Here is a 23846-nt window from a genome sequence, read left to right on the forward strand (position 1 = left end):
TCATGACAGCGTTTCCTCAACATCGACTGTCAGCCTGTCGTACCACCATGCCGCGAGGCTGTAGACGTCTGGCGCCTTGAGGATGCTGAAGTGATTGCCCGGGCCATCCCAGACCGTCAGTTGCGGCAACAGGTGTTGCCAGCCGACGGCCATGGCGGCGTGCTCGATCAGGTTGGCTTCGGCGTCCAGGCGCGTGTCCGTCACCCGAACCAGACTGGCCGGGCCGGTATAGCCCGGACCTGGCCGGTACACGGTGCGCAAGGCCGTAGCAAAGGTGCGGAAAATGCCGTGCAGTGCCTGAGGTGCCATACGTGCCGGCAACAGACCGACACGAACCATGGCTTCCTGCAGCAAGCGCAGTTGGGTGGCATCATCGCCATCGATGAAGGCTTGCTGGTCCAGATCCAGACGCTTGCCGCTGGAAATCTGCAGCGCCTCGATCAGTTCCTTCAACGCCGCCGTGGTGGTGTAAGGCTTGCTGAGCACGCCGTCACCGCCGGGGGCTTCGCTGTCGATCAGGGTCAGGGAAACCACTTCCCGGCCACGCGCCTGGAGCTTCACGGCCATGGCATGAGCCGCCCAGCCGCCAAAGGAATGGCCGACCAGATGCAGCGGACCTTGCGGATAGAAATCCTCGATCTCCTGCAGATAACGCTCTGCCGCGGCCTCGACCTGGCTGTGAGGAACGCTGCGCCCGTCCAGGCCACGCGGTTGCAGGCCATGGATCGGCCAGTCCGGCCCGAAAGCCTCCACCAGACCGATAAAGCTGGTGACGCTGTCACCGGCACCCGGTACGCAGAACAGCGGCGTCTTGCCATTCTTGCCGCTCTGGATCGCCAGCAAGGCCTGATAACCAGGCACTGCCGGAGCCTTGGCAGGCTCAGCCGCCAGCACCTGAGCGATGGCCTGACCGAGCACCTGCACATGAGGTGCCTGCATCATGGTCTGGTGATCGCCCGGCACATCGAGGCTGTGCAGCTGTCCGGGCTGCAGGACCTCGGCCCAGCCCAGAGTCGCGCTGGTCCCGGTCGGAGCCAGCGGACGCTCCTCGGCGCGGAACTGATGCACCGCCAAGGTGATGGGTTCCAGCCGGTAATGAGCCAGGGCATGCCCATGGGCCACTTCCCGCTCCAGGAAGTGCTGCAGTTGCTGATCGCTGGCCTGAGCCAGTTCAGGATGCAGCAGTTGTTCGTCGCGGCACAGCAATAGCAGCGCCTCGAAGCCCGGCATTGCAGGCTGTTCCAGAATGGAAGCCAGACGCGCCAGAGGTGCGACTCCTGCCTCGCCCTGAGCCTTCCAGTGCGCGGTGCAGTGGGACAGCAGTTGCCGCTCCAGCAGATTCGGCCCTTGCCAGCGCGCCTTGCCCTGATCGGTCAGACGCGGCACATAGCTGTCGAGCAGGCCAAGGAAATCGACCTTCTCGTCCATGCCCAGCAATTGCGTGGCAACCTCATAGGCCAGCACTCCACCGAACGACCAGCCGGCCAGGCGGTACGGGCCATGTGCCTGCACGCCGCGAATCAGACCTACCAGACGCGCCGCCAGACCTTCCATGGTGCGCAACTGCGGTTGCCCCAGACCGATGCCCGGCAATCCGTAGATCGGGAAGTCGCCTTGCAGATGGCGGCCCAACACCGGGAAGTAAGCATCCAGACCGGTGAAGTCATGAATCAGGAACAGCGGCGGCTGTGTGCCGTTCGCCCGTACGGTAATGACATCTTCGGCTTCTGTCGGCCCTGCCGGACGCTGATCCAGCAGACCGGCCAGCGCAGCGATGCTGGAGTGCTGGAACAGCTCGGCCAGGGTCAGCGGTACGCCGGACTTCTGGATCAGGCTGACCAGACGGATTGCCGACAGCGAATGACCACCCAGTTCGAAGAAGCTGTCATGGCGCCCTACTCGCTCGACTTCCAGCACTTCGGCCCACAGCTCGGCCAGACGTTGCTCCAGCGGCGTCGCAGGCGCCTGATAGGTGGCAGTCGCCATGGCGTCCAGGCTTGGCACCGGCAGCGCACGGCGATCGACCTTGCCGTTCTGGGTCAGCGGCAGTGCATCGAGACCGACATAGGCGGCGGGTACCATGTATTCCGGCAAGCGACCCAGCAGATGGGTACGCAACACACTGCCGTCGAGTTCAGGATCGAGACGCGTGAAATACGCCACCAGACGCAAGGCACCCTGCTCCAGACGCTGGGTAGTGACCACCACTTCACCGATGCCCGGGCACAGAGCCAGTTGCTGCTCGATTTCGCCCAGTTCGATACGCACGCCACGGATCTTCACCTGATCGTCGTTGCGACCCAGGTATTCCAGGGTTCCGTCGGCCAGCCAGCGCACCAGGTCGCCGGTACGGTACATCCGCGCAGCGGGCTGTTCGGCGAACGGGTCGTCCAGGAAGCGCTCGGCGGTCAGGTCCGGGCGGTTCAGATAGCCACGGGCAACACCGGCACCGCCGATGTACAACTCGCCCGGCACACCCAGCGGCACCGGCTGCTGACGTTCGTTCAGCACATAGAGACGGGCATTGCTCACCGGCTTGCCGATATGCAGCACGCCGCCCACTTCCATGGTCCCGGAACTGGCCACGACCGTGGTTTCGGTCGGACCGTAGTTGTTCACCACGGCAAAGCCCGGATCGCGGTTGAAGTTGCGCAACCGGTCGCCACCGATCAGCAAGGTGCGCAGGGTCGGATGACGCAGTTCGCGGCTGAACGCGTACTCGGCCACCGGCGTCGGCAGGAAGGACACTTGCAGCGGCTGAGCAAGCCACCAGTCCAGCAGCGTATCGAGCTGTTCGTTTTCCACCTCGGCCGGTGGAATGTGCAGCACGGCACCGGCGCACAGGGCCGGCCAGATCTCCCAGGCCGTAGCATCGAAGCCAAAGCCGGCCACGCTGGCGGTGTGGCTGCCGGCGTGCAGGTCGAAGGCCTGGCAATGCCAGTCCACCAGATTGTTCAGGGTGTGGTGTTCGACCATCACGCCCTTCGGCAGACCGGTAGAACCCGAGGTGTAGATCACATAGGCCAGATTGCTCGAGGTCAGGCCCGGAACCATAGGGTTCCCGGCGTTGGCCGCCCAGTCCGGACGATCCAGAGCAATCACCGGCACCGGCAGTTCAGGCAGACGTGCCAGCAGGTCGAGCTGGGTCAGCACCACCACCGGCTCGCTGTTTTCCAGCAGATAGCGGATACGATCGTCCGGATGCCCCGGGTCCACCGGCACATAACCCGCGCCCGCCTTGAGCACGGCCAGCAGGCCAACCAGAGTTTCCAGCCCGCGACGGGCAAGCACCGCAACCCGATCATCCGGACGCACGCCTTGACCGATCAAATGATGGGCCAGGTCATTGGCACGGCGATTCAACTCGCTGTAGCTCAAGTGATGGCCGCCCACTTGTGCGGCAATGGCATCGGGCTGCACAACCGCCTGCTGCTCGATGCGCTGGTGAACGGTCAGCACGGTTTCATGCTCGGCCAGATGATCATTGAAGCCTTCCAGCAGCTCGATCCGCTCGACCACCGGCAGAATGTCCAGTGCTTCGACCGGCGTCTGCGGTGCCTGCTCCAGCGCCACCATCAGACCTTCGACGGCATGGGTCAGATAGGCACAGATGCGACGCGCATCGATACCCGCCGAGGTCAGTGCGCTCAGCTCGAAGTCTTCGCCCAGGTCGTCGACGCTCAGGGTCAGCGGATAGTTGCTGCGCTCGTCCGCCTGCAACAACTCGATCCCCTGCCAGGCCGTGCTGGCCGCTTCGTCGGCAGCTTGCGGTGCCGCACTGTGGCGATAGTTGAACAGCGCACTGAACAACGGCGCACCCGCCGGCAAGGCACTGCACCGCTGAGCCAGTGCCAGCGGTGCATGCTCGTGGGCAAACAGCCCGCTCAGGCGGCGATGGGTTTGCAGAACCACGTCGCGCACGGGCTGATTGCCCAGGTCGATACGCAGCGGCAAGGTGTTGATGAACACACCCAGAGTGCGCTCCACCCCTTCGCCGCCCTGCAAGCGCCCGAGCAGCACGGTGCCGAACACCACCTTTTCACGACCGGACAAGTGACCCAGCACTTGCGCCCAGGCCAGGTGCATCAGGCTTGCGGCACTGACACCCAACTGACGGGACTGATCGCGGACCCGACGGGACAAGGCCGAATCCAGGCGCTGTCGGGCTTCACCCGGTACATCCGTGCCGGGCAGCGTAGCCTGACCATACGGCAGGGTCGGTTCGTCAAGATCACCCAGTTGCTCGCGGAAGAACGCCTCATGAGCTTCATCGCCAGGTCCCAGCAGAGCCTGGGCGATGTAGTTGCGATACGGCACAGGCTCAGGCAGTTGCGCTTCAAGGCCCAGCAGCACGGCTTGCAACTCGTGACTCAGCAGCTCAAGGGCCATATGGTCCATGATCAGGTGATGGAACAGCAGAACGGCGACGATCCGCTGGTTGTCCGGATCTTCGGCATGTACCAGACGCAGCAGCGGTGCCTTGTCCAGATTCAGCGGCTCGGCATCGCTCAAGGCTGCCAGCGGCACTTCGACCACCGGCAGTTCGGCATTGCGCCAGACCACCTGTACCGGCGTTTCCAGTCCCTCCCAACATAGCGAGGTGCGCAGCACATCGTTACGGGCGATGACACGTTGCAAGGCCGAGCAGAAAGCGTTCAGGCGCTCGCGGTCGGCAAAGGCGAAACGTGCCTGCAGACGGTAAGGGTCATCCTCAACAGAAGTCAGGTAATGGTAGAAAATACCGGCCTGCAGCGGCCCCAGAGGATAAATGTCCTGCACGTTCGCAGCACCGCCGGGAATGCTGGCGACGATACGGTCGATGGCTGGTTGATCCAGCTTGACCAGCGGCAACAGCTCCGGCGTGATGCGCGAGCAATCCGCCGTGATCAGGTTGGCCGGTACTTGCACGCCATGGCTGCTGCCGATGCCGCTGGCCAGGGCGGCCAGGGTTGGCTGGGCGAACAGCACGCGGATATCGGCTTCCAGACCGAGACGACGAATGCGAGCGATCAGGGTCACGGCCAGCAGCGAATGCCCGCCCAGTTCGAAGAAGTTGTCATGGCGCCCTACCCGGTCAACCTGCAGCAATTCGCTCCAGATTTCGGCCAGATCGGTTTCCAGTTGACCCTGTGGCGCCTCGTAGTCACGCCCCGGCAATGCTTCACGATCCGGAGCAGGCAAGGCGCGACGGTCGACCTTGCCGTTGGCGGTCAGTGGCCAGGCGTCGAGACGCACAAAGGCGCTGGGCACCATATAGCCCGGCAGGACTGTCAACAGCTCGGCACGCAGCTCGGTAACAGAAATCGGCGCTGTATTGGCCTGCTGGATGAAATAGGCCACCAGTCGCGGCTGGCCCGGTTCGTCTTCACGCGCCAGTACCAGCGCCTCTTCGATACCCGGCAATTGACCCAGCTGGCTCTCGATCTCGCCCAGTTCGATCCGCACACCCCGGATCTTCACCTGATCGTCGTTACGACCCAGATACTCCAGCGTGCCATCGGCATTCCAGCGCGCCAGGTCGCCGGTGCGGTACATCCGCGCCCCCGGCTGCGCACTGAACGGATCGTCGAGGAAGCGCTCGGCGGTCATTTCCGGACGGTTCAGATAACCACGGGCCACGCCGTCGCCCGCCACATACAACTCACCCGCCACACCAAACGGCACCAGTTGCTGATGCTCGTCCAGCAGGTAAACCTGCGTATTGGCAATCGGCTTGCCGATATCCAGGCTGCCATCGGGGAACAACTGACCCGAAGTGGCCACGACCGTGGCTTCGGTCGGGCCGTAGTTGTTGATCACGGCAAAACCCGGATCACGGTGGAACTGACGCAGACGGTCGCCACCGATCAGCAGGGTGCGCAGCGTCGGGTGACGCAGGTCACGGCTGAACGCATATTCGGCCACCGGCGTCGACAGGAACGACACCTGCAGCGGCTGCGCCAGCCACCAGTCCAGCAGCGTATCCAGTTGTTCGTTGCTGACCTGCGCAGGCGGCAGGTGCAGGGTCGCACCGGCGCACAGCGCCGGCCAGACTTCCCAGGCCATGGCGTCGAAACCGAAACCGGCGACGCTGGCGGTGTGGCTACCGGCGTGCAGATCGAAGGCTTCGCAATGCCAGTGCACCAGATTGCTCAGGGTACGATGTTCGACCATCACGCCTTTGGGCTGGCCGGTCGAGCCGGAGGTGTAGATCACATAGGCCAGATTGGCGGCGCTCAGGCCTTGCACCAGCGGGTTGTCCGGCTGCTCGGCCCAGTCCGGGCGGTCCAGGGTAATCACCGGCACCGACAGCGGTGGCAGACCGGCCAGCAGGCTGTGCTGGGTCAACACGGCCACCGGCGCGCTGTCGCTCAGCAGATAAGCAATACGCTCGTCCGGGTGCGCCGGGTCCACCGGCACGTAACCGGCACCGGCCTTGAGCACAGCCAAAAGACCAACCAGAGTATCCAGGCTGCGACGGGCCATCACGGCCACGCGATCGTCCGGGCGCACGCCCAGGCCGATCAGGTGATGGGCCAGAGCATTGGCCTTGCGGTTCAGCTCGCTGTAGCTCAGCTGCTGGTCGCCCACCTGCGAGGCGATGGCGTCTGGTCGCTGAACAGCCTGAGTTTCGATCAAGCCATGGATGGTCTGACCTTGCGGGACTTGCAGCCCGGTAGCATTCAGTGCTTCCAGCAGGTACTGACGCTCTTGCTCGCCCACCAGCGCGACCTGATCCAGCACCGCCTGCTCGTTGTCCACCAGCGCTTGCAGCAGTTGCTCGAAGTAATGAACGTAACGAGCCACGGTGGCCTCGTCGAACAGCGCCAGCGCGTAATCCAGCGTGCCGACCAGTGTTTCGCCCTGCTCGCCCAGATTCAGCGACAGGTCGAACTTGGACACCTGGCTGGCCTGCTCGACCGGCGCGACAACAAGCCCGTCCATCTGCGGAGCCGAAGCTTCGCCCGCCAGCCAGTTCAAGGTGGTCTGGAACAATGGCGCATGAGCCAGACTGCGCTCCGGACGCACGATCTCCACCACTTGCTCGAATGGCAGGTCCTGATGATCCTGAGCTTCCAGCACACGCTTCCGGACCTGAGCCAGCAAGGCTTCACCAGTCGGAGCGCCCGAAGTATCGATGCGTACGGCCAGGGTATTGACGAACAGACCGACCAGCCCTTCCAGCTCGGTGCGACCACGGCCTGCCATCGGGCTGCCGATCACCACATCGTTCTGTCCGGACAGACGTGCCAGCAACGTTGCCCAGGCCGTCATCAGCGTCATGTACAGGGTCACGCCCTGACGCTGAGCCAAGGCCCGCAGGCCGCTGCTCAAGTTTGCATTCAGGTGGACCGCCAGGCTGCCGCCGGTGAAGTCCTGCTGCGCCGGACGTGGCCGGTCGGTTGGCAGCATCAGCAGCGTCGGAGCGCCGCTCAGTGCCTCACGCCAGTAGCTTGACTGCTGTTGCAGACGCTCGCCGGTCAGCCACTGGCGCTGCCAGACGGCATAGTCGGCGTACTGGATGGCCAGTGCAGGCAAAGGATCGGCTGCACCCAGACGCAGGGCCGGGTACAGGGCCAGCAGTTCGCGGGTCAGCACGCCCATGGACCAGCCATCGGCCACGATATGGTGCACAGTGAGCAACAACACGTGATGATCGTCGGCCATCTGCAACAGACGACCACGGATCACCGGGCCGTGGGTTAGATCGAAAGGTGCCGCCGCTTCTGTGCGAACCCGTTCAGCCAGGGCTTCAGGCTTATGGCGCAGGTCTTCCAGCGGCAGGACGACTTCATCGGATACCGGCGCGAACAGCACTTCTGCGCCGTCTTCCAGGGCAATAAAGCGGCTGCGCAGGGTTTCGTGACGCTCGATGATACGAGCCAGGGCGCGGGACAGCGCAGGCACATCAAGTGCGCCCTGCAGGCTCAGGGCCATGGGGATGTTGTACGCCTCGTTGCCACCTTCCATCTGTGCCAGGAACCACAGGCGTTGCTGGGCGAATGACAACGGCAGCGACTGGTCGCGAGAGGCCGGCAGGATCTGCGCCTGCTCGGTACGTTCGATCCCGGACACGGCAGCAGCCACCGCCGCCAGTTCGCCCAGGGCAAAGAGTTCACCCAGCGGCAACTCCACACCCAATTGCTGGCGAACCTGGGAGACCATGCGCATGGCCAGCAGGGAATGCCCGCCCAGATCGAAGAAGTGATCGTGGCGACCCACCTGCTCGACCTGCAACACTTCGGCCCAGATCTGTGCCAACGCGATTTCGACCTCGCCTTGCGGCGCTTCGTAGGTCATTCCAAACAGTGCCGAGCGATCCGGTTTGGGCAAGGCACGACTGTCGAGCTTGCCGTTGGCGGTCAGCGGCAGGGTTTCCAGCTCGACGAACGCGGCCGGCACCATATATTCCGGCAGGTTGGCCTGCAGGGCTGCGCGCATCTGCTCGGACGTGAGGGCTTCGACGTCCTTGTGCTGAGTGAAATAGGCAACCAGACGCACACGCCCCGGTTCGTCTTCACGGGCCAGTACCACGGCGTCCCGGACACTGGGCAATTCGTGGAGACGGCTGACGATTTCACCCAGTTCGATGCGGAAACCGCGAATCTTCACCTGATCGTCGTTACGGCCCAGGCATTCCAGCTGGCCATCTTCCAGCCAGCGACCCAGGTCACCCGTGCGGTACATCATCGCGCCCGCTTCATCACTGAACGGATCGCTCAGGAATTTCTCGGCAGTCAGGTCAGGACGGTTCAAGTAACCCTGCGCCACGCCATCGCCGCCAATGTACAGCTCGCCGATAACGCCTTGCGGCACCAGACGCTGATGGGCATCCAGCACATAGATGCTGGTGTTGCCGATAGGCCGTCCAATGGATACCGACTCGGCACCTTCAGCCACTTCCCGCACTTCGTTGGTGGTGGCAAAAGTGGTGGTTTCGGTCGGGCCATAGCCGTTCACCAGACGCAGGCCAGGCGCATGCTCCAGCATGGTACGGAAACTGGCCGGATCGGCACGCTCGCCGCCGGACATCAGGTAACGCAGGCCCTTGAGTGCATCGGGAATCAGTTGCACGTACTGGTTGAACAGCGCAGTGGTGAGGAACAGCACGCTGACGTTACTCAAGGCAACGCTGAGGCGCGCCGGGTCGATCAGGGTCTGGTGGTCGATGACCAGCAGTTGTCCGCCGTTGAGCAAGGCGCCCCAGACTTCCATGGTGCTGGCATCGAACGCCGGGTTGGAAGCGAAGGCAACGCGATCCTGTTCGTTGAAGTCGGCGAAGCCATTGTTCAGCACCAGCCTGGCAATGCCGCGATGCAGCACGCACACGCCTTTCGGTGCGCCAGTGGAGCCGGAGGTGTACATGACGTACGCCACGCTGTTGGAGTTCTGCAGCAGAGCCGGATCGTGGGCAGGCTGATCGTCCAGAACCAGCTGGTCAAGATCGATACGCGCAGTGGCCGAGTCGATAGAAGCTGCGCTGCGGGTCAGCACGAACACAGCCTTGCAGTCTTCGATCATGTAGACCTGACGCTCGGCGGGTGCGTTGATGTCCAGCGGCACATAGATCGCCGCGCACTTGCCGATGGCCAGCTGAGCAACCAGCAACTCAATGGAGCGCGGCAACAGGATTGCCAGGTGATCATTGGGCTTGACGCCATTCCCGATCAGATAGTGAGCCAGGCGGTTGGCGCGCTCGTTGAGTTCGCCATAGCTCAGCGAGAGACTGCCATGGACGGCAGCCACGGCCTGAGGATGGGCGGCGGCACGTTGCTCGAACAGGTGGTGTACCGGTTGTTCGCGAGGGTAATCGCGACGGGTGATATTGAAGCCCACCAGCAGGCGCTGGCGCTCCGCTGCGGGCAGCACCGACAACTGCTGCATACCGTCTTCCGGTTGCAACTCCAGAGCTGCGACCAGATTGGCCACAGCTTCCTGCAGATAAGCGCACACGCGCTGGGCGTCGATGCCTGGTGCCGCCTGGGCGGTCAGGCTGAAGGTTTCGCCCAGATCGTCGATGCTCAGGGTCAACGGATAGTTACTGCGCTCTTCGGCATTCAGCACGTCGATGCCCTGCCAGGCTTTGCTGGCCGCTTCGTCTCTGGCCTGAGGTGCAGCGCTGTGGCGGTAATTGAGCAGCGTGCTGAACAGTGGTGCGCCAGCCGGCAAGGCACTGCAACGTTGCGCCAGAGCCAGTTGGGCATGTTCGTGAGCAAGCAGGCCGGTCAAACGGCGATGAGTGTCGAGGACCGCGTCACGTACCGACTGGTCGCCCAGATCGATGCGCAGTGGCAAGGTGTTGATGAACACACCCAGGGCACGCTCCACACCTTCCCCGCCTTGCAGACGTCCCAGCAATACGGTGCCGAACACCACGCTGTCGCGCCCGGACAGTTGCCCCAGCACCTGAGCCCAGGCCAGGTGCATCAGGCTCGCGGCACTGACGCCCAGTTGTCGGGCCTGCTCCCGGACCTTGCCGCAAAGGGCAACGTCCAGTGGCAGCCGGGCCTCGTTCAGTTCGCCCTCACCAGCCGCCACGGGCAGGCCGTAAGGCAAGGTCGGTTCGTCGATGTCACCCAGTTGCTCGCGGAAGAAGCTTTCATGGGCTTCGTCGCCAGGACCTTGCAGGACCTGGGCGACATAGTTGCGATACGGTACCGGCGCAGCAAGTTGTGCTTCTTCATCGAGGAGCATGGCCTGCAACTCGTGGCCCAGCACTTCAAGGGCCACGTGGTCCATGACCACATGATGGAAGCGCAGCACCGCAGAGATCCGCTGGGTAGCCGGATCACGTGCATGTACCAGATGCAGCAGTGGCGCCTGGGTCAGGTCCATCCTTGGCGTGCTGGCCAGATCCTGCAGCGGGATCTCGTCGATCTTCAGGCGGGCTTCACGCCAGACCACCTGCACCGGTGTCGGCAGACCTTCCCAGAGCAACGCGGTGCGCAGGATGTCATTGCGCTCGATGACCCGTTGCAATGCATGACTGAAAGCTTCAAGGCGAGACTCGTCAGCGAAGGCAAACTGCGGTTGCAGCAAGTACGGATCGTTGTCGCCCGCGGCCAGGTGATGGTAAAGAATGCCCGCCTGCAACGGCCCCAGCGGGTAGATGTCCTGCACATTGGCAGCGCCGCCGGGAACGCTGGCGACGATACGGTCGATGGTATCCTGCTCCAGCGCTATCAGTGGCAACAGATCCGGTGTGATGTGCTGACAGTCTGCGCCGATGCGGTTGGCTGGCACCTGCAGTTCGCTGCCGACGCTGTTATCGGCAGAGCTGGCCAGAGCAGCCAGGGTCGGCTGGGCAAACAGCACGCGAATATCGGCGGTCATGCCCAGACGGCGCATGCGGGCGATCAGGGTCACGGCCAGCAAAGAGTGGCCGCCGAGCTCGAAGAAGTTGTCCTGACGACCGACTGTTTCCACGTGAAGCAGTTCGGACCAGAGTGCGGCCAGTTGTGTTTCTGTCTCGCCCTGAGGTGCTTCGTAGTGGCGGCTCAGCACGGCCTGTACGCCCGGCTCCGGCAAGGCTGCGCGGTCGAGTTTGCCGTTGGGGCTCAGGGGCAAGGTCGGTAGTGCGACATAAGCCGAAGGCACCATGTAATCCGGCAAGCCGGCCAGCACATATTCACGCAGCACTTCGATGCCAGGGGTTTCCTGGCCTTCATGGCAACTGAACCAGGCCACCAGACGTTCGTTATGCAGCAGCACTGCCACTTCACGGATGGCCGGGTGGGTCGCCAGACGTGCTTCGATTTCACCCAGTTCGATACGCAGGCCATGCAACTTGACCTGGAAGTCATTGCGGCCCAGGAACTCCAGAGTGCCATCGGCACGCTGACGCACCAGGTCGCCACTGCGGTACAGGCGGTCGCCTGCCACGAACGGGCTGTCGATAAAACGCTCGGCCTGCATATGCGGCAGATTCAGGTAGCCACGGGCAACACCGGCACCACCGATGTGCAACTGGCCCACCACGCCTTGGGGGACCGGCTGATCGTAGGCATCCAGTACATACAGACGGGTGTTGCTGATGGGGAGACCGATCGGCAAGGCGCTGTCTGGCACGCGGTCCTGAGGCTCCAGAGTCCAGACACTGCAATCCACCGTGGTTTCGGTCGGACCATAGACGTTGTGCAGACGCACGCCTGGCAGGCTCTGACGCACCTGCCGGGCCAGAGCCTCGGTCAACTCGCCACCGCCACAGACGATATCGGTCAGGGAGTTGCACTGGCGGCTTTCTTCCAGCTCCAGGAACTGTTGCAGCAAGGCCGGTACGAATTGCACCACACTGACCTGCCGCTCGACGATCAACTGCGCCAGATAGGCCGGGTCGCGATGCCCGTCCGGGCGTGCCAGCACCAGACGAAGACCGGCGCACAGCGGCCAGAACAGCTCCCATACCGAGGCATCGAAGCTGACCGGCGTCTTGTGCAGCAAGGCACCTTCAGGGGTTGGCAGGATCAGCTGCGAACTCCATTGCACCAGGTTGCAAAGGCCACGGTGCTCGACCATCACGCCTTTGGGCGTACCAGTGGAGCCGGAGGTGTAGATCACGTAAGCCAGATGGTCGGCGCTCAGGCCCGGCACCACCGGGTTCTCGGCAGATTGAGCCGCCCAGGTGCCAGCATCCAGATTCACCTGTTGCAGAGCGTTATCGGCAAAACGCTCCTGGGTTTTGGCATCGACCAACAGGGTCAGGGCGCCGCTGTCGGCCAGCATGTAAGCCAGACGCTCGCTCGGATAGCCCGGATCCAGTGGCACGTAGGCACCACCGGCCTTGAGCACGGCCAGCAGACCGATAAGCAGGTTCGGGCCACGCTCCAGACAGACCGCCACCCGGCTGTCGGCCTGCACACCTTGGCCGATCAGGTGATGGGCCAGGCGGTTGGCGGCTTCATTGAGCTGGCGATAGCTCAGACGAACACCTTCGCTTTCCAGCGCAATGGCATCAGGCGTGTTCGCCACCTGGGCCTCGAACAGCGCCTGCACAGGCTGATCAAGTACGAAGTTCTGCTCGCTGGCGTTGAAGTCCACCAGCAGACGCTGACGCTCCTGGGGCTTGAGCAGGTCGGTCTGTGCCGGAACGGCCTGATCGCTGCCGACCATGCTCCACAGCAAAGGCTCCAGGTAAGACACATAACGCTCGGCAGTGGCTGCATCGAACAAGGCCGTGGCGTAATCCAGGGCACCGGCAAAACCTTCTTCGGTTTCCCCCATGCTCAGGGTCAGATCGAACTTGGCAAAGGTCGGTTGATCACCCAGCGGCTCCAGACGCAGGTCCCCCAGATGCAGCTCCAGTCCCTGACTGCCGTCCCAGGCCAGAGAGGTCTGGAACAGTGGGCTGTGGGCCAGGCTGCGAGGCGGACGCAAGCGCTCTACAACCTGCTCGAATGGCAGGTCCTGATGTTCCTGGGCTTCCAGCACGCGAGTCTTGATGCGTGCCAGCAGTTCAGTGACATCCGGCTCGCCCGAGGTATCGACACGCACGGCCAGGGTATTGACGAACAGACCGATCAGCCCTTCGACTTCGGCACGACGACGGTTGGCCACCGGCGTACCGATGACCACTTCGTCCTGACCGGACAGACGCGCCAGCAGCACGGACCAGGCGCCCATGAACAACATGAACGGTGTCACGCCATGGCGCTGACAGAAAGCCTTGATTTCGCTGCTCAGACGCGCATCGAAACGCACCGGGAGACTGACGCCCGTGTAGTCCTGACGCGCCGGACGAGGCCGGTCGGTAGGCAGGGTCAGCAATACCGGCGCGCCGGAAAGCGCCTGATGCCAGTAGTCGCCCTGACTGCTCAGCCTTTCGCTGTCCAGCCAGTTGCGCTGCCAGATGGCGTAGTCGGCGTATTGCAGGGCCAGTGGCGGCAGCGGGTCATCGAGGCCCTGGCTGAACGCCTTGTACAGCGCCGTGAGTTCGCGGGTCAGAACCCCCAGCGACCAGCCGTCGGCAACAATGTGATGCACAGTCAGCAACAGTACATGGCGATCTTCGGCCAGGCACAACAGACGACCACGGATCGGCAACTCATGGTTCAGGTCGAAAGCCTGTTCCGCTTCTTCCTTGACTACGGCCTGCAAAGCCTGCTCGTCCTGATCGCGCAAGTCCTGCCAGGTCAGATCCGGCACCACGTTTGCGGGTGCGGCTTGTACCGAGGCTTCACCCTCTTCCTGCGTGAAGCGGCTGCGCAGGCTGTCGTGGCGTGCAACGATGCGCTCCAGTGCGCGCTTCAGCGCACGGGTGTCCAGCTGGCCGGTCAGTTGCAGGCCCAGAGGAATGTTGTAGGCGCTGTTGGCGTCTTCCATCTGCGCCAGGAACCAGATCCGCTGCTGGGCGAAAGACAGCGGAACCGCGCCGCTGCGCGGCAGCACTTCGATGGGTGGCAGCTCATTCCTGCCGGCATTGCCCAGGCATTGCGCCACGGCAGCCAGAGCGCTGTCGGCGAACAGATCGCCCAAGGACAACTCCAGCGACAGGCGCTGACGCACCTGGGAAACCATCCGCATCGCCAGCAGAGAGTGACCGCCCAACTCGAAGAAACGGTCATGCCGCCCTACCCGCTCGACTTGCAGCAATTCGCTCCAGATCTGCGCCAGAGCGACTTCCAATTCGCCTTCCGGTGCCTGATATTCACCGGTGAACAGCGCATCGCGGTCCGGAACAGGCAAGGCGCGACGGTCGACCTTGCCGTTGGCGGTCAATGGCCAGGCATCCAGACGGACCAGCGCGCTGGGCACCATGTAGGCGGGCAACTGCTCCAGCAAGGCAGCGCGCAATTCATTCACCACCAGCGGCTCACTGCCGGCCCGCTCGGTGAAATACCCCACCAGACGCGGCTGGCCCGGTTCGTCTTCACGCGCCAGTACCAGCGCCTCTTCGATACCCGGCAATTGACCCAGCTGGCTCTCGATCTCGCCCAGCTCGATCCGCACACCCCGGATCTTCACCTGATCGTCGTTACGACCCAGATACTCCAGCGTGCCATCGGCATTCCAGCGCGCCAGGTCGCCGGTGCGGTACATCCGCGCCCCCGGCTGCGCGCTGAACGGATCGTCGAGGAAGCGCTCGGCGGTCATTTCCGGACGGTTCAGATAACCACGGGCCACGCCATCGCCTGCCACATACAACTCACCCGCCACACCAAACGGCACCAGTTGCTGATGCTCGTCCAGCAGGTAAACCTGCGTATTGGCAATCGGCTTGCCGATATCCAGGCTGCCATCGGGGAACAGCTGACCCGAGGTGGCCACAACCGTGGCTTCGGTCGGGCCGTAGTTGTTGATCACGGCAAAACCCGGATCACGGTGGAACTGACGCAGACGGTCGCCACCGATCAGCAGAGTGCGCAGCGTCGGGTGACGCAACTCACGACTGAACGCATATTCGGCCACCGGCGTCGACAGGAACGACACCTGCAGCGGCTGCGCCAGCCACCAGTCCAGCAGCGTATCCAGTTGTTCGTTGCTGACCTGCGCAGGCGGCAGGTGCAGGGTCGCACCGGCACACAGCGCAGGCCAGACTTCCCAGGCCATGGCGTCGAAACCGAAACCGGCAACGCTGGCGGTGTGGCTGCCGGCATGCAGATCGAAGGCTTCGCAATGCCAGTGCACCAGATTGCTCAGGGTGCGGTGTTCGACCATCACGCCTTTGGGCTGGCCGGTCGAGCCGGAGGTGTAGATCACATAGGCCAGATTGGCGGCGCTCAGGCCCTGCACCAGCGGGTTGTCCGGCTGCTCGGCCCAGTCCGGGCGGTCCAGGGCAATCACCGGCACCGACAGCGGTGGCAGACCGGCCAGCAGGCTGTGCTGGGTCAACACGGCCACCGGCGCGCTGTCGCTCAGCAGGTAAGCAATACGCTCGTCCGGGTGCGCCGGGTCCACCGGTACATAACCGGCACCGGCCTTGAGCACAGCCAACAGGCCGACCAGGGTTTCCAGGCTGCGACGGGCCACCACGGCCACGCGATCGTCCGGGCGCACGCCCAGGCCGATCAGGTGATGGGCCAGGGCATTGGCCTTGCGGTTCAGTTCGCTGTAGCTCAGCTGCTGGTCACCCACTTGCGAGGCGATGGCGTCTGGCTGATCGAGGGCCTGACGCTCGATGCGCTGATGGATGGTCAGCACGGTTTCCCGATCGAGGTGATAGGCATTGAAGCTTTCCAGCAGGCGCTTGCGCTCATCGGCCGGCAGGATTTCCACGCGCTCGACCAGCATTTGCGGGGCCTGCTCCAGAGCCTCCAGCAAATGCTCCATGGCCCGTTCGAAGTAGGCACAGGTGCGCTGCGGATCGATGCCATCTGTAGTTTGTGCGGTGAAGCTGAAGGCTTCGCCCAGATCGTCGACACTCACCACCAATGGGTAATTGCTGCGCTCTTCGGCGTGCAGCACTTCGATGCCCTGCCAGGTTTCGCCTGTGGTCTGGGCCGAGCTGTGGCGGTAGTTGAGCAAGGCGTTGAACAGTGGCGTCGGCGCGGCAACACCACTGCAGCGCTGGGCCAGGGCCAGCGGCGCATGTTCGTGGCGCATCAGTGTGGTCAGGCGCTGATGGGTGGCCTTGACCGCGGTGCGCACATCCTGAGCATCCAGGTCGATACGGATCGGCAAGGTATTGATGAAGATACCCAGAGCACGCTCGGTCGCCTCGGCACCCAGCAGACGCCCCATCAGTACGGTACCGAACACCACGCGCTGACGGCCGGTCAGGCCCGACAGCACCCGCGCCCAGCCCAGGTGAAACAGGCTGGCGACGCTGATACCCAGGGTACGCGCCTGATTGCGCAGGCGGCGGCAGAGCTCAAGATCCAGAGACAGGGTGTATTCACTGATATCTCCGCCGTCACCACTGAGGTCCTGCAGGTCGTAGGCCAGGGTCGGCTCATCGAGGTTGCCCAGCATCTCGCGGAAGAAGGTTTCATGCTCTTTCTCGCTGACACCCAGCAGGGCCTGGCCCACGTAGTTGCGAAACGGAACCGGCGTTCCCAGCAGACCGGCCTGACCACTGAGGCAGGCCTGGATTTCATGGCGCACCACTTCCAGGGCGCTGTGGTCCATGGCGATGTGGTGGAACTGCAAGGCGGCTTTCACGCCCTGGGTATGGTCGGCTTCGTCGTAGACCAGACGGATCAGTGGTGCCTGGCCAAGATCCATGACGGCCTGGGCTTGTGCCGACAGGGCGCCGACCTTGAGCCTTGCCTCACGCCAGACAACCTGCACCGGGGTTTCCAGGCCATCCCAATGAACCGAAGTACGCAGGATGTCGTGCCGTTCGATCACGGTCTGCAACGCCAGAGCGAATGCATCCAGACGAGCGCGATCGGCAAAGGCGAACTCCACGTGCATCACATAAGGGTCGCCGTGACTGGCCGTGACATGGTGGTAAAGAATGCCCTGCTGCAAGGGTGCCAGCGGGTAGATGTCCTGTACATTGGCTGCGCCGCCGGGAACAAGCGCGACCAGGCTGTCGATAGCCTCCTGATCCAGAGACACCAGGGTCAGCATGTCAGGTGTGATGCGTGTACAGCCGGCAGGAATACCGTTTTCCGGCAAGCTCGGGGCACCGCGTTTTGTTGCCAGATACTCGCCCTGTTCGATCAGCTCGATCAATGCCGGCTTGTGCTCGCGCAGGTGTTCCACCAGGCCCTTGTCGGTCAGCGCACGGCGATTGCCCTGCACCACCAGTTGTCCATCCTTGACCGACAGATTGATGTCATTGGCCTTCAGTGTCGCCAGGAGTTCGTTGATGCTCACAGGATAATCTCCATGCTCTCTGTGATGGCTGCATAGCCGGCCAGCGTAGGTTGTTCGAACAGCGCCCGGACATCGGCTTCAATGCCTTCCTGCCGCAGACGCGCGGTCAGGCTGACCGCCAGGAGCGAGTGACCGCCCAGTTCAAAGAAGTTGTCGTGTCGTCCCACCCGCTCGACACCGAGCAGTTCGGCCCAGAGGTCGGCCAGCAGGACTTCGGTTTCGCCCTCTGGCTCCTCGTAGGGACGGGTCAATACCGCGTCGGCACCCGGCGCAGGCAGGGCTTTCTGGTCGACCTTGCCGTTGGGGGTCAGAGGGAATGCGTCAAGGTGTACATACAGCGCCGGCACCATGTAGTCCGGCAGTTGCGCCCGCAGCGCTTCACGCAAGGTTTCCACCGGCAGCAGCGTGCCGGTGTAGTAAGCCACCAGTCGCTGACCGCCCGGTTGCTCGTCGCGGGCCAGCACCACGGCCTGTTGAATCCCCGGATGACGGGTCAGGCACGCCTGGATTTCACCCAGCTCGATGCGCAGGCCATACAGCTTGACCTGATCGTCGTTGCGCCCCAGGAAGTCGAGGTTGCCATCCGCACGCTGGGACACCAGGTCACCGGTGCGATACAGACGATCGCCAGCCACGAACGGGCTGTCGATAAAGCGCTCGGCCTGGAATTGCGGCAGATTCAGATAACCACGGGTCACACCCGAACCGCCGATGTGCAACTGACCGATCACGCCCTGGGGAACCAGTTGGTCGTATTCGTCCAATACATACATGCGGGTGTTGCTGATCGGCCGCCCGATAGGCAAGGCGCTGCCAGGTACCGCTTCGTGTGGCTCAAGGGTCCAGGCGCTGGAGTCCACCGTGGTTTCGGTCGGGCCATAGACGTTGTGCAGACGTGCCCACGGCAGGCGTTGACGTACCTGCTCGGCCAGGGCAGTGGTCAATTCACCACCGCCGCAGACGATATCCGTCAGAGAAGTACACTGGCTGATTTCTTCCAGTGCCAGGAATTGCTGGAGCAAGGCCGGTACGAATTGCACCACGCTGGCCTGCTGATCGCGGATCACACGCATCAGGTAAGCCGGATCGCGATGGCCGTCAGGACGCGCCAGTACCAGCGGCAAACCGGCACACAGCGGCCAGAACAGTTCCCATACCGAGGCATCGAAGCTGATGGGCGTCTTGTGCAGCAGCGCCGTCTCGGGTTTCAGCGCAATGACCTGCGAACTCCAGTGCACCAGGTTGCCCACACTGCGGTGTTCGACCATCACACCTTTCGGCGTGCCGGTGGAGCCGGAGGTGTAGATCACATAAGCCAGATGATCCGCACTCATGCCGACAATCTGCGGATTGTCGATGCTCTGGGTGCTCCAGGTGTTGTCGTCGAGATCTACCCGCAGGGTGCGCTCTTCGTCCAGCAGTTTGCGGGTCGCCGACTGCACCAGCACCACAGCCGGCGCGCTGTCTTCGAGCATGTAGTGAATGCGTTCACGAGGGTAGCTCGGGTCCAGCGGCACATAAGCGGCACCGGTCTTGAGGATGGCCAGCAGCCCCACCACCATGGATACGCCACGTTCGACACAGATCGCCACTCGATCATCGGTTTTCACGCCCAGACCGATCAGGTGATGCGCCAGACGGTTGGCCTGTTCGTTGAGAGCCTGATAGCTGAGTTGCACGCCTTCGCCACGCAGCGCCACGGCCTGTGGCTTGCGAGCGACCTGCCCCTCGAACAGGCCATGCAGAGTATGCTCCAGATCGTAGTCGACCTCGGTCCGGTTGAAATCCACCACCAGACGCTGACGCTCTTCGGCATCCAGCACCGACAGATGCTGCAGCGGCATATCCGGTTGAGACTCAAGGGCTTCGACCACACCGCTCAATGCCTGCTGCACATAGCCACAGATCCGACGGGCACCCACTTCAGGCGTGACAGTGACCGACAGACGCAGGCTGTCGCCCAGATCGTCGACGTTGAGGCTCAACGGGTAGTTGGTGTTTTTCTCGCTGGCCAGGATCTCCAGGCCGCGCCACGCTTCGCGCTGGGCATCCTGCCTGGCCTGACCGGCGCTGTGGCGGTAGTTGAGAATGGCGCTGAACAGCGGCAATGGCGCAGCCACCCCGCTCCAGCGCTGGGCCTGGGCCAGAGAGGCGTGCTCGTGACCGAGCAATGCAGCAAGCCGGGCATGGGTATCACGCGCACCTTCACGAACGCCGATATCGGCCAGATCAATGCGCAGTGGCAGAGTGTTGATGAACATGCCCATGCCGCGGTCGGCTCCGGCACCGCCTTGCAGGCGACCGAGCAATACCGTACCGAATACCACACGGTCCTTGCCGGTTGCGCTGGCCAATACCCGGCCCCAGGCCAGGTGGAACAGACTGGCAACGCTGACACCCATCTGCCGGGCCTGATTGCGCAGGCGCAGGGTCAGATCGTCGAGCAGTGTCAGTTGCGCTTCTTCGATGGAGCTGCCATCACCCTGGACATCGTGCAGGCCGAACGGCAGGGTCGGCTCGTCGATATCGCCCAGTTGCCCGCGGAAATACGCTTCGTGCTCCGCCTCGCTGACACCCAGACGCGCCTGGGCCACGTAGTTGCGGTACGGTACCGAAGGCTGGAGCGGCTCTGGCTCGCCACGCAGGTGAGCGAGTATTTCCTCGCGCATCACTTGCAGGGCCGTGGCATCGACCACGATGTGATGGAACAGCAGCGTGGCCTGCAGACGCGAGCTGAGCGGATCGTGGCTGTAGACCAGACGGATCAGCGGGGCCTGGCTCAGATCGATCCGCGCCGAACCGTCCTGGGTTTCGATCTGTGCCAGAGGCACTTCGTCCACCGGCAGCTCGGCATGACGCCAGACCACCTGCTGTGGAACCTCCAGTCCTTCCCAGACAATCGCGGTACGCAGGCTGTCGTGACGGGCAATGACCTTGCGCAGGCCGTCGGCGACCGTGTGCAGACGCTCCAGGCTGTCGAAGCTGATGCGCAATTGCAGCAGATAGGGATCGCCCTGCTCGGCGGTCAGGTAGTGATAGAGAATACCTTCCTGCAACGGTGCCAGCGGGTAGATTTCCTGCACATTGGCGGCGCCGCCGGGAACCGTTTCGACGATACGGTCGATGGTCGACTGGTCCAGATTCGACAGGCTCAGCATGTCCGGGGTGATACGTGTAGCGCCTGCCGGTACAAGGTTGGCCGGAACCGTGATTTCGCGACCATTGCCAACCGAAGACGCCAGTGCCGCTACGGTCGGCTGACCCAGCAACACACGCACATCGGCACTCAGACCGGCATTGCGCATGCGCTCCACCAGACTGACCGCCAGCAGCGAATGGCCACCCAGTTCAAAGAAGTTATCGTGACGCCCTACCCGGTCAAGCCCCAGCACCTGAGCCCAGAGTTCGGCAATGGCGACTTCCACTTCGCCCTGCGGCGCTTCGTAGACCTGAGCGGCCAGATCGGACTGGTCCGGGTCCGGCAGAGCACGACGGTCGAGCTTGCCATGACTGGTCAGCGGCAAGGCTTCCAGACGGATGAAGGCCAGCGGCACCATGTAGCCAGGCAGGCTGGCCTGCAAGGCCTGACGCAATGCGTCCGTCTCCACTGGCGAACTTTCGGTGAACCACGCCAGCAGGCGTTCGCCACGCACCAGAACCACGGCATCCTTCACGCCCGGCTGGCTGGCAAGCGCCGCTTCGATCTCACCCAGTTCGATACGCATGCCGCGAATCTTCACCTGATCATCGTTACGCCCCAGATAATCCAGTGTGCCGTCGGCATTCCAGCGCACCAGGTCGCCGCTGCGGTACATGCGGGCATGGGCCGCATCGCTGAACGGGTCGGCGATAAAACGCTCCTCGGTCAGATCCGGTCGGTTCAGGTAGCCACGGGCAACACCCGAACCACCGATATACAGCTCTCCGCTCACGCCTACCGGCACAGGCTGCAGTTGTTCATCCAGCACATAAATGCTGGTGTTGGAGATCGGACCGCCGATGTGCAGCGATTCACCCACCCGCACCTGCCCCGAAGTGGCAACCACTGTGGTTTCGGTCGGGCCATAGTTGTTGATCACGGCGAAACCCGGATCGCGGTCGAACTGACGCAGGCGGTCACCACCGATCAGCAAGGTACGCAGGGTCTGGTGCTGACGCGGACGACGGAAAGCCTGCTCGGCCACCGGAGTGGGCAGGAACCCCACCTGAAGCGGCTGCTCCAGCCACCAGTCGAGCAGTTCATCGACATGCTCGTTGCCCACATGGGCCGGTGGCAGATGCAGCACGGCACCGACACAGAGCGCAGGCCAGATTTCCCAGACCATGGCGTCGAAGCCGAAACCGGCCACGCTGGCGGTATGGCTGCCAGCACTCAGATTGAAAGCCTGGCAGTGCCAGTGAACCAGGTTATTGAGGGTGCGATGCTCGACCATCACGCCTTTGGGTTGCCCGGTGGAACCGGAGGTATAGATGACGTAAGCCAGGTTTTCATGGCTCAGGCCCGCCACTTGCGGGTTGCTGTGAAATTCCTGATCCCATGCGCCCTGCCCCAGATCCACTTGCGCCACATCACCGACCAGATCCCGGGTCGAAGCATCGACCAGGACCACTCGCGGCGCGCTGTCTTCCAGCAGGTAGCTGATGCGCTCGGCAGGATAGGCCGGATCCACCGGCACATAAGCGGCACCGGCCTTGAGAATGGCCAGCAGACCGACCAGGCGGTCGGGACTGCGACGCAGGCACAGAGCGACCCGCTCGTCCGGCTGCACGCCCAGACCGATCAGATGATGAGCCAGGCTGTTGGCGCGGCGGTTGAGTTCGGCGTAGCTCAAGACCTCATCGCCCTGCACCACGGCAGGCGCGTCCGGCCTGTTGACGGCCTGGGACTCCACCAGTGCGTGCACGGTCTGGCCTTGCGGGAAAGCCTGCGCGCTGGCATTGAAGTCAACCAGCACCTGGCGGCGCTCTTCGGCCTGCAGGATCGACACCGCATCGAGCGGTGCCAGCGATCCCTGCTCCAGGGACTGCACCAGTTGTTCAAGGGTGTTGTGCATCCAGCCGACCACTCGCTCGGCACCAATGCCTTCCAGCGCCAGCACGTGCAGGTCGAAACTGTCGCCCATGTCATCGACGCTCAGGGTCAGCGGGTAGTTGCTGCGCACATCGCCGCCAAGCACGCGCACGCCCTGCCAGGCACCTTCACCGTCCAGCGGCTTCACATTGGCGCTATGGCGGTAGTTGAGCAAGGCGCTGAACAGTGGAGACCCCGCCGCGACACCACTGCAACGTTGGGCAAGCACCAGCGAGGCGTGTTCATGGGCGAGCAAGGCAGACAGACGCGAATGCACGTTCTTCACGGCTTCACCGGCGCCTGCCGCCGTATCGACCCGCAGCGGCAAGGTGTTGATAAAGACGCCAAGCGCCCGATCGGCACCCTCGCCGCTCTGCATGCGCCCCAGCAATACGGTGCCGAACACCACATCGCGACGGTTGGCCAGCACGCTCAATACCCGTGCCCAGGCCAGATGCATCAGGCTGGCGGCGCTGACGCCCTGCTGGCGAGCCTGCTCACGCAGACGCAGGGAAAGATGATTGTCCAGTACCAGACGGGATTCTTCGATACCGCTGCCATCGGTGCGCACGTCCTGCAGGCCGAAAGGCAGGGTCGGCTCGTCGACGTCACCGAGCATTTCGCTGAAAAAGGCCTCATGGCGCTTGTCATCACTGCCGATGCGCACCTGAGCGACATAGTTGCGGTAAGGCACTGGAGGTGCCAGATCAGACAGGTGACCGGCCAGCAAGGCCTGCATCTCGTTACTGACCACTTCCATGGCCGCGTTGTCCAGCACCAGATGGTGGAACAACAGAATCGCCACGACCTGGCTGTTGGCCGGATCATGGGCATGGACCAGACGCATCAGCGGTGCCTGGGACAATTCCAGACGATGATGACGGGCGTCGAACTGTTGCTGCAGACGCTCGATGATGCTGGCATCTGCATTCGGGGTATCGAAGCTGACCGGTTGCACGATCAGCTCGGCCTTGCGCCAGACCACCTGTTGAGGGTTTTCCAGCCCTTCCCAGACCACGGAAGTGCGCAGGATATC

General features: G+C 63.2%; 2 protein-coding genes (1 of these 2 cut by a window edge). Both read right to left on the bottom strand.

Annotation, left to right across the window (positions count from 1 at the left end; genetic code table 11):
- The gene (locus JSY17_RS16700; RefSeq protein WP_206402427.1) at positions 1–17739 is read right to left on the bottom strand and encodes a non-ribosomal peptide synthetase; all 17739 of its coding nucleotides are present in this window, start codon (positions 17737–17739) and stop codon (positions 1–3) included.
- On the bottom strand, positions 17736–23846 hold the 3' portion of the coding sequence (locus JSY17_RS16705; protein ID WP_206402426.1) for a non-ribosomal peptide synthetase. Its footprint extends 3387 nt past the window's final position; 6111 of the gene's 9498 nt are visible here — the last part of the coding sequence; its start codon lies off the right edge, out of view; it ends in the stop codon at positions 17736–17738. The genes JSY17_RS16700 and JSY17_RS16705 overlap by 4 nt, the downstream gene beginning before the upstream one ends.

The sequence above is a fragment of the Pseudomonas capsici genome, assembly GCF_017165765.1.
GTDB classification, from domain to species: domain Bacteria; phylum Pseudomonadota; class Gammaproteobacteria; order Pseudomonadales; family Pseudomonadaceae; genus Aquipseudomonas; species Aquipseudomonas capsici.